11 protein-coding genes are annotated in these 12,335 nt (G+C 71.7%); 10 read left to right on the plus strand and 1 reads right to left on the minus strand.

From position 1 onward, the window contains the following. Positions 1 to 107: 107 nt before the first annotated feature. The 10 genes from ACBJ59_RS38725 (at position 108) to ACBJ59_RS38770 (ending at position 10,941) form a co-directional block, all read left to right on the plus strand. Positions 108 to 1,169 carry an AAA family ATPase gene (locus ACBJ59_RS38725; protein ID WP_375115114.1) on the plus strand — a complete coding sequence of 354 codons (1,062 nt, stop codon included), beginning with the start codon at positions 108 to 110 and terminating at the stop codon, positions 1,167 to 1,169. A 7-nt stretch (positions 1,170 to 1,176) separates the two neighbouring features. Next, positions 1,177 to 2,952, plus strand: coding sequence for a hypothetical protein (locus ACBJ59_RS38730; protein ID WP_375115115.1), 1,776 nt, complete (start codon positions 1,177 to 1,179; stop codon positions 2,950 to 2,952). Positions 2,953 to 2,995: 43 nt separating this feature from the next. Next, a complete protein-coding gene (locus tag ACBJ59_RS38735) occupies positions 2,996 to 3,673 on the plus strand; it encodes a response regulator transcription factor (RefSeq protein WP_364127102.1) in 678 nt (225 codons plus the stop codon). Then, complete coding sequence (locus ACBJ59_RS38740; protein ID WP_375115116.1) at positions 3,670 to 5,088, plus strand: ATP-binding protein; 1,419 nt, start codon at positions 3,670 to 3,672, stop codon at positions 5,086 to 5,088. The genes ACBJ59_RS38735 and ACBJ59_RS38740 overlap by 4 nt, the downstream gene beginning before the upstream one ends. Before the next feature lie 23 nt (positions 5,089 to 5,111). Further along, positions 5,112 to 5,639, plus strand: coding sequence for a hypothetical protein (locus ACBJ59_RS38745; protein WP_375115117.1), 528 nt, complete (start codon positions 5,112 to 5,114; stop codon positions 5,637 to 5,639). After that, positions 5,636 to 6,727 (plus strand): peptidoglycan-binding protein, encoded by a 1,092-nt coding sequence (locus ACBJ59_RS38750; RefSeq protein ID WP_375115118.1) that lies wholly within the window; start codon positions 5,636 to 5,638, stop codon positions 6,725 to 6,727. The genes ACBJ59_RS38745 and ACBJ59_RS38750 overlap by 4 nt, the downstream gene beginning before the upstream one ends. Then, complete coding sequence (locus ACBJ59_RS38755; protein WP_375115129.1) at positions 6,727 to 7,413, plus strand: ABC transporter ATP-binding protein; 687 nt, start codon at positions 6,727 to 6,729, stop codon at positions 7,411 to 7,413. The genes ACBJ59_RS38750 and ACBJ59_RS38755 overlap by 1 nt, the downstream gene beginning before the upstream one ends. Continuing rightward, positions 7,410 to 8,606 (plus strand): ABC transporter permease, encoded by a 1,197-nt coding sequence (locus ACBJ59_RS38760; RefSeq protein ID WP_375115119.1) that lies wholly within the window; start codon positions 7,410 to 7,412, stop codon positions 8,604 to 8,606. Before ACBJ59_RS38755 ends, ACBJ59_RS38760 begins: the two co-directional genes overlap by 4 nt. Positions 8,607 to 8,697: 91 nt before the next feature. Next, entirely contained in the window at positions 8,698 to 9,552 is an 855-nt protein-coding gene (locus tag ACBJ59_RS38765) for a hypothetical protein (RefSeq protein ID WP_375115120.1), read from the plus strand. A 36-nt stretch (positions 9,553 to 9,588) separates the two neighbouring features. Next, positions 9,589 to 10,941, plus strand: a complete 1,353-nt coding sequence (locus ACBJ59_RS38770; RefSeq protein WP_375115121.1) for a DUF6597 domain-containing transcriptional factor — start codon at positions 9,589 to 9,591, stop codon at positions 10,939 to 10,941. Here the strand turns inward: ACBJ59_RS38770 and ACBJ59_RS38775 are convergent. Beyond that, on the minus strand, positions 10,918 to 11,919 hold the full coding sequence (locus ACBJ59_RS38775) for an AI-2E family transporter (protein ID WP_375115122.1): 1,002 nt from the start codon (positions 11,917 to 11,919) through the stop codon (positions 10,918 to 10,920). The genes ACBJ59_RS38770 and ACBJ59_RS38775 overlap by 24 nt on opposite strands. Positions 11,920 to 12,335: the final 416 nt, after the last annotated feature.

The raw sequence follows: 12,335 nt of genomic DNA on the forward strand, positions 1-12,335 counted from the left end.
CACGTGAACATGCATGACATGCGGGCCACTGTAGGTCGCGCTCGTCCGGGCGGGCAAAGCATTAAACCTGATGCGGATCCGACACCCGATCAAGCACTCTTGAACGGATGCAGGCAACGGTCACGGTCACCCCCGCACAGCTCCCCGAGCTGCTGCTGCACGTCGCCGTGGTCCGGCCCGTGTTCCTGTGGGGCGCGCCCGGCATCGGCAAGAGCTCGCTCGTCCGCGAGTTCGCCGCCTCGCTGGGGCTCGAATGCGTGACGCTGCTCGGCACCCAGCTCGCCCCCGAAGACCTGATCGGCGTGCCCGAGCTGGTCAACGGGCGCAGCCGGTTCGCCCCGCCCGAGTCGATCGCCAGGACCGAGCCCTACTGCCTGTTCCTCGACGAGCTCAACGCCTCCGCCCCCGAGGTGCAGAAGGCGTTCTACTCGCTGATCCTCGACCGCCGGATCGGCACGTACGAGCTGCCCGCCGGCTCCGTGGTGATCGGCGCGGGCAACCGGGCCACCGACAACGCGCTGGCCCGGCCGATGGCCTCCGCGCTGATCAACCGGCTGGTCCACGTCCACCTGCGCGCCTCCTCCGACGACTGGCTGAAGTGGGCGGCCGGCAACGGCATCCACCCGTGGATCATCGACTACCTGGTGCAGCGGCCCGACCACCTGTGGAGCCCGCCGCCGAAGACCGAGGAGCCGTTCTCCTCGCCCAGGGCCTGGCACATGCTGTCGGACGTGCTCACCTCCTACGGCGACGACGTGGCCGACGAGACCCTCGCGATGCTCGCGTTCGGCACGCTCTCCACCGCGCACGCCTCCGCCTTCCGCGCCTACGTCAAGACCGTGCGGCACGCGTACGACCTGGAGGCCGTGCTGAAGGGCGAGGCCCCCTGGCCGCGGCGGCCCGAGGAGCGCGACCTGCTCTACTTCCTGGCCGAGGCGTTCCGCGCCCGCCTGGTCAAGGAGCTGCCCGCCGACAAGCGCGGCGCCTCCGGCCGGGGTCGTGACCTGGGCTTCCGGGCCAAGACGCTGCTGGTCGAGCTGGCCGAGATCTCCCTCGAATGCGCCCAGCTCGTCATCGCCAACGGCGCCGACGGCGCGCCCGTCCTGCCCACCTGGTTCCTGGTGGAGGTGGGCAGGGACGTGCCGCGGCTGATGGCGGCCCGGTCATGAGCCGGTCATGAGCCGCAAGAAGGCCAAGGTCGATCCCTGGCGGGCCGAGGCCATGAACGGCTGGAACGCGGTCATCCGGTTGCCGCTGTTCGAGGTGTTCTCCAGCTCCCTCCAGGAGGCCGACGACGGCGAGCTGCCGAACGACACGTGGGCGATCGTCACCGAGGACGGCTACGTCCGCTTCCACACCAGGCGCCGTGCCCCCGCCGAGGAGTGGTCGTGGGTCTTCGCCCACCTCCTGCTCCACCTGGGCTTCGGCCACGCCGACCCGCGGGCCTGCGCGCCCAAGGACATCGACGGTGACCGCCCGCACCCCGCCTACCACGCCGCCTGCTGCGTGGCGGTGGAGCGGTTCCTGCGCACGCTCAAGATCGGCCGCTGCCCCGCCCCGCTGCCCGCCGAGCTGCCGGAGAACGACGAGGTGACGCTGTCCGAGCAGTGGCGCCGGCTCAGCGTGCCCGAACGGTTCAAGCCGGTCGGTGAGCCCGACTTCCGCATCGGCTCCGCGAAGCTGGCCGAGATCCTCGACTTCCAGCGCTCGTTCGCGATCGGCATCGCCGAGGCGGCCACCGCCGCGCTCGACCGGGCGGGCGAGCCGCGCACCCCCGTCGAGGGGCACGTCAAGGGGCCGTGGGACGTGGCGCTGCGCTGGTTCGCGTCGTCGTACCCGCTGCTCGGGGCGCTGGCCGCGGGCATGAAGATCGTTTCGGACGCGGAGCTGGCCCGGGGCTGGGACATCTCGATCGCCGCGGTCAGCGCCGTGGCCGGCGAGATCTACGTCAACCCGCTCGCCCAGCACTCCGAGCACGAATGGCGCTTCGTGCTGGCCCACGAGATGCTGCACGCCGCGCTGCGGCACGGCGAGCGGGTGGGCATGCGCGACCCGTACCTGTGGAACGTCGCCTGCGACTACGTGATCAACGGCTGGCTGGTCGAGATGGGCGTCGGCGAGATGCCCGAAGGGCTGCTGTTCGACCAGTCGCTCGCCGGCCTGTCCGCCGAGGCGGTCTACGACCGCATCGCCTCCGACCTGCGGCGGGTCAGGAAGCTGGCGACGTTGCGCGGCCGCGGCCTCGGCGACGTGCTGGACCGCCCGCCGCGCCGCGCCGGCGGCTACGTCGACCTCGACGACTACTACCGCAACGCCCTGTGCACCGGCCTGGCCTACCACCAGTCGAGCGGGCGCGGGCTGCTGCCCGCCGGGCTCGAACAGGAGATCCGCGCGCTCGACCAGCCCCCGCTGCCCTGGGACGCCCAGCTCGCGCGCTGGTTCGACGAGCACTTCCAGCCCGAGGAGAAGCGGCGCTCCTACGCCCGCGCCTCCCGCAGGCAGGCCTCCAGCCCCGGCATCCCGAGGCCCGGCTGGATGCGGCCGGAGGAGGTCGTGCGCAGGCCCACGTTCGGGGTGGTGCTGGACACCTCCGGCTCGATGGACGTGCGGCTGCTCGGCAAGGCCCTCGGCGCCATCGCCTCCTACGCCTCCGCCCGCGACGTGCCCCGCGCCCGCGTGGTCTTCTGCGACGCGATGGCCTACGACGCCGGCTACCTCCCGGTCGAGGAGATCGCCGGCAAGGTCAGGGTGCGCGGCCGCGGCGGCACGATCCTCCAGCCGGGCGTCCACCTGCTCGAACGCGCCGACGACTTCCCGCCCGACGGCCCCATCCTGCTGATCACCGACGGCATGTGCGACGTGCTGCGGATCCGCCGGGAGCACGCCTTCCTCATCCCGCAGGGCGCCTGGCTGCCGTTCCGCGCCCGCGGGCCGGTGTTCCACCTGAAATGACGCTTTGAGCTGGCATTGAACTGGCTCGGGTAGACCTTTGGGTATGGACCGACCGGCCAGGGTGCTCGTCGTGGACGACGAGCCGAACATCCGCGCCCTGCTCTCCCAGACGCTGCGACTGGTTTCCTTCGAGGTCAGGACCGCGGAGACGGGCGCGGAGGCGGTGACGGCCGCCAGGGAGTTCAAGCCCGACATCGTGGTGCTCGACGTGATGCTGGAGGACTTCGACGGGTTCGAGGTCGCCCGGCGGCTCGGCGAGCGCATCCCCGTGCTGTTCCTGACCGCCCGAGACCGCGTCGAGGACCGCGTGCAGGGCCTCACGCTGGGCGCCGACGACTACGTGGCCAAGCCGTTCAGCCTGGAGGAGGTCGTCCTGCGCATCCGCGCCATCCTGCGCCGCAGCCGCACCGAGCGCCAGGACGACGTCCTGCGCTACGCCGACCTGGAGCTGGACCCGCAGGCCCACGAGGTACGCCGGGCCGGGGTGCCGGTGGACCTGTCGCCCACCGAGTTCAACCTCCTCGAATACCTGCTGGCCAACGCCGGCCGGGTGGTGAGCAAGGCGCAGATCCTCGACAGCGTCTGGCGCTACGACTTCGACGGCGACTCCAGCATCGTCGAGTCGTACGTCTACTACCTGCGCAAGAAGATCGACAAGTACGAGCCGCAGCTCATCCACACTGTGCGCGGCGTCGGCTACACCCTGAGGATCCCGCGGTGAGGCCCGCCAACTGGACCCTGCGCACCCGCCTGGTGATGGCCGTGCTCGGGCTGGCCACGCTCGGGCTCGTGCTGTCCAACCTCGTCGGCATCGCGCTGCTGCGCGACAACATGATGGGCCGCGTGGACAAGCAGCTCAACCAGATCATCAAGACCGCCAACGTGAAGACCTTCCAGGCGCTCACGAAGATGCCGACCGTGGCGAACGACCTCAGCGAGATCCTGGCCAAGCGCGTCTCCGCGGTCCAGCAGATCATGATCTTCGGCGCCGACGGCACGCTGCAGTTCCGCAGCTCCAAGGACGGCTCCCAGCCCGGCCCCGTCATCGACGAGGACGAGATCGAGATCGGCGTCAACTACACCGTGCCCGGCACCAGCGGCCCCGCGTGGCGGGTCCGGGCCGCGGCGCTGCCCAACGGCGGCACGTGGGTGTTCGCCCAGTCACTGGCCGAGGTGGAGCAGACCGAGACCTCGGCCATCGCCATCGCCGTCGCGGTCAGCGCGTTCGTGCTGCTCCTGCTCGGCCTGGCCGCCGACGCCGTCGTACGCCTCGGGCTGCGGCCCCTGACCAGGATGGAGAGCACGGCCGGGCACATCGCCCGCGGCGACTTCGCCCGCCGCGTCCACGCCCACGACCCGCACACCGAGCCGGGCCGCCTGGCCACGGCCATGAACGTCATGCTCGACCGCCTCCAGTCCGAGATCGCCGCCAGGACCGAGTCCGAGGCCCGCATGCGGCGCTTCCTCGCCGACGCCTCCCACGAACTGCGCACCCCGCTCACTTCCGTACGCGGCTTCGCCGAGCTGCACCGCAGGGGCGGCGGCGACACCGACGAGGCCATGCGCAGGATCGAGGACGAGGCCGCCAGGATGGGCGTGCTCGTCAACGACCTGCTCACCCTCGCCCAGCTCGACGAGGAGCGCCCGCTCGACCGCGGCTCCGTGGACCTGCTGGAGGTGGCCGCCGACACGATCCGCGACGCCCGCGTACGCGTGCCCGGCCGGCAGGTCAGGCTGGCGGGATACGGCGGCAGGCTCGTGCCCGTCTCCGTCGTGGGCGACGAGGCCCGCCTGCGCCAGGTGGCCGCGAACCTCGTCGGCAACGCGCTCTGCCACACGCCGCCCGACGCCGACGTCACCGTCAGGGTGGGCAGGTCGGGCAGCTCGGCCGTCCTGGAGGTGGCCGACACCGGTCCCGGCGTGCCGCCCGAGCACGTGCCGCGCCTGTTCGACCGCCTCTACCGCGTCAGCCAGGGCAGATCCAGGGCCGACGGCGGGGCCGGGCTCGGCCTGGCCATCGTCTCCGCCATCGTCCGCGCCCACGGCGGCCGGGTCGAGCTGGACACCGGGCCGGGACGGGGCGCCGCCTTCCGCGTACTTCTACCTGGCTATGAGGCGGCTCCCAGCTCGCATTGAACCGCGCTCGGCACATTCGGGGCATGACACGGACACTCATCACCACCATGCTCCTGGCCGCCGCGCTGACGGCCGGATGCGGCGGCGAGCCGGCCGGCACCGGAGTCGCCTCCATCGCCACCGGCTCGGCCCAGCCCACCGCCGGCGCCACGCCCACCGGCACCACCGACCCGCAGGAGCAGGGCAGGCGGTGGGCCAAGTGCATGCGCGAGCACGGCGTGCCCGTGGAGGATCCCGACCCGAACGGCGGCGGCGGCCTGAACGCGCTCGTCCAGCAGGCCGACAAGGGCAAGGTCCAGGACGCCGTCAAGGCCTGCCGCGAGCTCGCGCCGTTCAAGGACCGCGGGGAGCTCAAGCCCGAGGACATCGAGCAGCTCCGCCAGTTCGCCAAGTGCATGCGGGAGAACGGCGTGAACATGCCCGACCCCAACCCCGACGGCACCTTCGGCGGTGACGGCGCCGCGGGCGGCATCAAGCGCGACAGCCCCAAGTTCCAGAAGGCGTTCGAGGTCTGCCGCGACAAGTTCCCCAAGATGGGAGCGGCCAAGTGACGAAGGTCGAGGAGACCCGGCTCGCCCCCCGCGCCCTGCCCCCACGACGGCGCAGCCCGGTCCGGGTCCTGGCCTGGGCGGGCGGCGCCGCGCTGCTCGCCGCCGCCGTCGCGGCCGCCGCCATCGGCTTCGGCGGCGACGGCACCGGTACGGCCGTCGCCGGCCGGACACCCCCCGCCACCGCCAAGGTGACCCGCACGACGCTCACTGAGACCAAGACCGTGGACGGCACCCTCGGCTACGGGTCGGCCGTCGCGGTCACCGGCAAGTCCCAGGGCACGATCACCTGGCTGCCCGCCGAAGGCTCCACCATCACCAGGGGCCACGCCGTCTACAGCGCGGACGCCGACCGCCGCCCCCTCCTGTACGGCACCATGCCCCTCTACCGGACCCTGCGGGACGGCGTCGAGGGCAAGGACGTCGAGCTGCTCGAACGCAACCTGGACAAGCTCGGCTACACCGGCTTCGACGTGGACGACGAGTTCACCTGGGCCACCAGGGAGGCGGTCGAGGACTGGCAGGAGGACCTCGGCCTCGACGTCACCGGCGAGGTACAGCCCGACGACGTCGTCGTGGCCGACGGCCGCATCCGGGTCGCCGAGCTGAAGAAGGCGCTCGGCGACCCGGCCAGCGGACAGGTCCTCACCGCCACCGGTACCACCCGCGAGGTGCTCGTCGCCCTCGACGTGGCCGACGAGCACCTGGTCAGGAAGGGTATGCAGGCCACCGTGGAGCTGCCCGACGGCACCACCGTCAAGGGCAAGGTCACGAGCGTGGGCAAGGTCGCCACCGAGACCACCAGCGGCAACGACACCGTCACCACCGTCGAGGTCAGGGTGTCGGTGAGCGGGCTGAAGAAGTCGTACGACGCCGCCCCGGTGGACGTCACCATCGTCTCCGAGCAGCGCGAGAACGTCCTGGCCGTCCCGGTCGGAGCGCTGGTCGCGCTCTCCGAGGGCGGCTACGGCGTGCAGGTCGTGGAGGGCTCGGCCACCCGCTACGCCGCGGTCGAGACCGGCATGTTCGCCGACGGCAAGGTCGAGGTCGAAGGGGTGCAGGAAGGCATGACCGTGGCGGTGCCCAAGTGATCGTCGAACTGCACGACGTCAGCAAGGAGTACGGCGACGTCGCCGCGCTGCGCGGAGTCTCGCTGGGCATCGACCACGGCGAGCTCGTCGGCATCGTGGGCCCGTCCGGCTCGGGCAAGTCGACCATGCTCAACATGATCGGCACCCTCGATCGCCCGTCCGGCGGCACCGTCCGCATCGCCGGGCACGACGTGCTCACCCTCACCGACCGGCAGCTGTCCGCCCTGCGGGCGAACGTCATCGGCTTCGTCTTCCAGCAGTTCCACCTGGCCGCCGGCGTTCCCGTGCTGGACAACGTGGCCGACGGGCTGCTGTACGCGGGACCGGCGCTGCGCGAGCGGCGGCTGCGGGCGTACGACGCCCTGGAACGGGTGGGGCTCGGGCACCGGCTCGGCCACCGCCCGCACGAGCTGTCCGGCGGCGAGCGGCAGCGCGTCGCCATCGCCCGCGCCGTCGTCGGCGACCCGCGCCTGCTGCTGGCCGACGAGCCGACCGGCAACCTCGACTCCCGCTCCGGAGCCGGCGTGATGGAGCTGCTGCGCGAGCTCAACGCGGGCGGCACCACCGTGGTCGTCATCACCCACGACCGCGACATCGCCGCCTCGCTGCCCCGGCAGGTGGAGATGCTCGACGGCCGGGTCGTGCCGGAGGCGCGCATGGGAGCCCTGGACGGAGCACGCAGATGACCGCCCTCACATCCGCTCGCCTGCGGCCCCGCGACGTGATCAGGGTCGGCGGGTCCGGCCTGCGCGCCCGGCCGCTGCGCGTGTTCCTGTCGGCGCTCGGGATCGCCATCGGCATCGCCGCCATGCTCGGCGTCGTCGGCATCTCCGCCTCCAGCCAGGAGGACCTCAACCGGCAGCTCGAAGCGCTCGGCACGAACCTGCTCACCGTGTCGCCCGGCCAGAGCCTGTTCGGCGAGGCGTCCCACCTGCCCGCCGAGTCGGAGGGCATGATCGACCAGATCGCCCCCGTCACCGCGGTCACCGCGACCGGCACCACGCCGGCCAAGGTCTACCGCAACGACCACGTCCCCGAGGCCGAGACCGGCAGCATCTCCGTCACCGCCGCCCGCCTCGACCTGCTCGACGACGTCGGCGCCGGCGTCGTCAGCGGCGCCTGGCTGAACGAGGCCACCCACCGCTACCCCGCCACCGTCCTCGGCGCCAAGGCGGCCGACCGGCTCGGCGTCGTCCAGGCCGGCCCCGACCAGCGGGTCTGGCTCGGCGGGCAGTGGTTCACCGTCGTCGGCGTGCTCGCCCCCGCGCCGCTGGCCCCCGAGGTCGACACGGCCGCCCTCGTCGGCTGGCCGGTCGCGGAGGAGCGGCTCGGCTTCGACGGGTACGCGACCACGATCTACGCCAGGGCGCAGGAGGCGTTCGTCGTCGAGGTACGCGACGTGCTCGCCGCCACCGCCAACCCGGAGAAGCCCAACGAGGTCGAGGTCTCCAGACCCTCCGACGTGCTGGCCGCCAAGCAGGCCACCGACACCACCCTGAACGCCCTCCTGCTCGGCCTCGGCGGTGTCGCGCTGCTGGTCGGCGGCGTGGGTGTGGCCAACACGATGGTCATCTCGGTCCTGGAGCGCCGCGCCGAGATCGGCCTGCGACGCTCTCTGGGCGCCACGCGCGGGCAGATCCGGCTGCAGTTCCTGGCCGAGTCGCTGCTGCTGTCGGCGATCGGCGGGGTCGGGGGCGTGCTGCTCGGCATCGGCGTCACGGGCGCGTACGCGGGCTTCCAGGGCTGGCCCGCGATCATACCGGTCTGGGCCATGCTGGGCGGCGTCCTCGCCACGCTCGTCATCGGCGGCGTCGCCGGCTTCTACCCGGCGGTCCGCGCGGCCAGGATGTCCCCCACGGAGGCGCTGGCCGCCCCCTGAACACGTCCGATTATTGCAAGAGGACGGCACGGCGCCAGGGGTAGCTTCGCGTCCATAACCGGTTTCCCGCTCACGGAAGGAGCTCGCCGAGATGGACGTACTCGATCGGGCGGAGCAGTACCTGCTACTCCACGGGAGGCTGATCGACCGGCTGCGGTTCGAGGCGCTGTTCCGGGACGGCTCCCGCGAGCGCGTGCTCGGCGCGCTGCGCTGCTACCAGAACGCCGACGGCGGGTTCGGCAACGCGCTGGAGCCCGACCTGCGCGGCGCGGGCAGCCAGCCGGAGCCGGTCGAGGTGGCGTTCTGGATCCTGGACGAGCTGGACGCCTTCGACTCGCCCATGGTGCCGGCCGCCTGCGACTACCTCGCCTCCATCACCACCCCGGACGGGGGTGTGCCATGGGTCCTGCCCTCCGTCATGACCACGCCGCGCGCGCCGTGGTGGCAGACGGACGACGACCCACCCGGTCACCTCGTACCGACCGCCGCCATCGCCGGGCTGCTGCACAAGCACGGGGTCACGCATCCCTGGCTCGCCACCGCCACGGACTTCTGCTGGTCGCGGCTGGCCACCCTGACGGAGCCCGGCGCGTACGACGCCCAGGCGGCGGTGACGTTCCTGGAGCTGGTGCCGGACCGGGAGCGCGCGGAGGCGGAGTTCGCCCGGCTGCGCGACGCCCTGCTCGCCACGGTCGCCCTCGACCCGGAGGCGACCGGCCACGTCCACTTCCCGCTCGACTTCGCGTCGGAGCCGTCCCGGCTGCCCCTGTTCACGCAGGACGTCCTGGACACGCACCTTGACGCGCTGCTCGCCGCGCAGTCCCCCGAGGGGGGTTGGAGCGCCAATTGGTCGATGTGGACGCCGCTGGTCGAGCACGAATGGGGCGGTTACCTCACGGTTCACCGCCTCAAGATCCTGCGCGCGTACGGGCGACTGCCCGGCTGACGCCGTTCTGTCGGCGGGGTCGCGTACGTTGGAGTCATGTACGAGGAACGGCCCCCGGGGCCCGGCCTCGCCGACCGCGTCGCCTGCGGGTGGCACCGGAGCAGCGAGGTGGCCTTCACCCAGCTCGTGGTGCCCGATGCCTGCGTGGACCTCGTCTGGGGGGCGTCCGGCCTGTTCGTGGCCGGTCCCGACACCGGGCCCATGCCCGCGACCATCGGGGCTGGCGAGACGATGGCGGGGGTGCGCTTCAAGCCCGGCGCGGTGGGCGACTTCCTCGGCGTGCCGCTCCAGGAGCTCCGCGACCAGCGCGTTTCCCTGGCGGACCTGCCTGGCGGGGAGGCCCTCGTGTCCGAGCTCACGGATCACCCGCTACCGTCACCCGCGCTCGCGGCCGAGGCGTTGGCCGCGGCCTGGCTGGAGGAGCCGGGCGTCGCGGCCGGCTCTGGCCTCGCCGGTGAGTCGCGGGCCGCCGCTGGGCTGCGTCACGCCGCCGAGCTGGAGGCCGCTTCTGACCGCCGTCCAGCCCTTGACCCGAGCGCCCCCGCCGACCCCCGCCTCGCCGCCGACCTGCACCTCGCTACCGACCGCCGCCTCGCCGCCGACCTGCGCCTCGCCGCTGAAGCGCGCCTGGCGGCCGAACTGCGCCTCGCCGGCGACCGGCGCCCCGCTGCCGGGCAGCGGGGCGCCGTTGAGCGGTCGCTCGCTGCGGAACGACGTCCCGACGTTGAGCGGTCGCTCGCGGTGGAGCGGCGCCTTGCCGTCGAACGGTCGCTCACTGCGGAGCGGCGCCCCTCTGCGGAGCCGTCGCCCGCTGTGGAGCGGCGTCTCGCTGCGGAGCGGCAGGCCGCCGGCGCTCGCCTCGCTGCCGAACCGAGTGTCGGCGGCGCCGGCGACCCGAGCGTCGGCGCCTCTGTCGCGCCGCGCGTCGCGGAGGCCGAGGCACGCCTCCGTGCCCTGCTCGCCGCAGTCAGACGCCGCCTGGTCACCAGCCCCGCGACTAGCCCCGCGACCAGCTCGGCCACCGGCTTGGCGACCGGCTTGGTGACCGGCTCGGTGGCCCGCTTCGCGAGTCCCGTCGATCCCGTCGCCCCAGCCATCGCCGCGGCTCTGAGCAAGGGCCGGACGGTGGCCGAAGTGGCCTGGGACCTCGGCTTCAGCGAGCGCCAGCTGCAGCGCCGCAGCGTGATGTCGTTCGGCTACGCGCCCAAGACCCTCCAGCGCATCGTCCGCTTCCAGCACGCGCTCCGGCTGGCCCGCGCGGGCGTGCCGCTGGCGGAGGTGGCGGTCATGGCCGGCTACACCGACCAGGCCCACCTCGCGAACGACGTCAAACGCCTGAGCGGGGTGTCGATGAGCCGCCTCGTCTCACCTGTCCGGCAGCCTGCCTGACACGAGCGCCTGCACCCACTTGGCGCTCGGATCGCTGTCGATCAGCAGCGCCCGCGTCAGCAGGCTCAGCGGAATGGCGAGAATCGCGCCGAGCGGCCCCAGCACGAAAGTCCAGACGATCAGCGAGATGAACGTCATCGTCGTGGAGAGCCCCACGGCGTCTCCCAGGAATTTCGGCAGAATGAACGACTGGGTGACGACATTGATGACGATATAAGCGGCGATGACGAGCAACATTGTCTGCACCCCGCCGTCCAGCAGGGCGAGCATGGCCGGCGGCAGCAGGCTGATGACGAATCCGATGTTGGGGATGTAATTGGCGATGAGCGCGAGCACGCCCCAGAGCAGCGGCAGCGGCACGTCCAGCAACTCCAGGGCGATCACGTCGAGGATCGCGTTGATCAGCCCGAAGACGGTCGAGACAATCAGATAACGCCGAGTTTTGTACCCGAACGTGGCCAGCGCCGTCACCAGTTGCGGCCGGCTGCCCTCGCCGGAGGTGAGGATTTTCGCGGTCCGCGGCGCGTCGAGCGACATCGCCAGCAACAACACGACAACGAGAAAGAGCGCGGAAAGAACGCCGATCAAGCTGCCCAGCAGACTCTGTGCCAGTCCGAGCACCCGTCCCGGGTCGAACGCCTCCAGCCCCTTGTTGAGCACCTCGTTGCTGAGACCGTGCGTGGTGGCCCAGTGCTGGGCGTCGGTGAGCAGTTGCTCGAACTGCGCGGTGTACGTGGGCAGCAGCAGGGCGAGCTGCGTGACCGAGATGGTCAGGATGCCGACCATGCCGAGCAGCACGAGCAGGACGATGAGGAACGGCACGGCGACCTGGAGCCAGATCGGGGCCCGCCAGTCGTGGAGCCGGCCGCGTACGGGGGAGACGGCGATGACGAGCACGAGGGCCAGCACGACGGGGCCGGCGATGGAGGCGACCTCGCGGATCCCGAAAAGCACGACCACCCCGGCGGCGATGCCCACCAGGATGATGAGCGCCCGGGGCACGGATTGATCTCGCACGTCCCCGTATCTACCCGTGCGGGGAGGGCGAACCGTCGATTTGACGGTTCCGGGAGGCGTACATAGAGTTCACCAGTCCCACGAGGAAGACGTTGATCGTCGGCCTCACTCGGGGACACCTCCTGACACCACCGCTTCGGTGAGGCGTGCGCGTCCACTCGGATCGGCTGGTAAGTTAGAGGGGTTGTCTCCGAAAGGGGGCGCGGCTTAATTTCTGCGGGTCGAGCGGGTCCGGTCAATTTGACAGGGGCTTGAACGGCTGAAAGAATTAAGACACAACGAACGAAGCACAACAAAACGAAATGAGCGCCTCCGAGCGGGGACCGCGTGAGTGGTTCTGGTGAGGGTGTACGCGTCCGTTTCTTGAGAACTCAACA

It is taken from the genome of Nonomuraea sp. MTCD27, from assembly GCF_041950495.1.
Lineage (GTDB): Bacteria > Actinomycetota > Actinomycetes > Streptosporangiales > Streptosporangiaceae > Nonomuraea.

Excerpts from the sequence above, each read along its gene's own strand:
- ACBJ59_RS38765 (WP_375115120.1), top strand. The coding sequence starts at position 8,698 with ATGGACGTACTCGATCGGGCGGAGCAGTACCTGCTACTCCACGGGAGG.
- ACBJ59_RS38725 (WP_375115114.1), top strand. The coding sequence starts at position 108 with ATGCAGGCAACGGTCACGGTCACCCCCGCACAGCTCCCCGAGCTGCTG.
- ACBJ59_RS38770 (WP_375115121.1), top strand. The coding sequence starts at position 9,589 with ATGTACGAGGAACGGCCCCCGGGGCCCGGCCTCGCCGACCGCGTCGCC.
- ACBJ59_RS38760 (WP_375115119.1), top strand. The coding sequence starts at position 7,410 with ATGACCGCCCTCACATCCGCTCGCCTGCGGCCCCGCGACGTGATCAGG.
- ACBJ59_RS38730 (WP_375115115.1), top strand. The coding sequence starts at position 1,177 with ATGAGCCGCAAGAAGGCCAAGGTCGATCCCTGGCGGGCCGAGGCCATG.
- ACBJ59_RS38745 (WP_375115117.1), top strand. The coding sequence starts at position 5,112 with ATGACACGGACACTCATCACCACCATGCTCCTGGCCGCCGCGCTGACG.
- ACBJ59_RS38735 (WP_364127102.1), top strand. The coding sequence starts at position 2,996 with ATGGACCGACCGGCCAGGGTGCTCGTCGTGGACGACGAGCCGAACATC.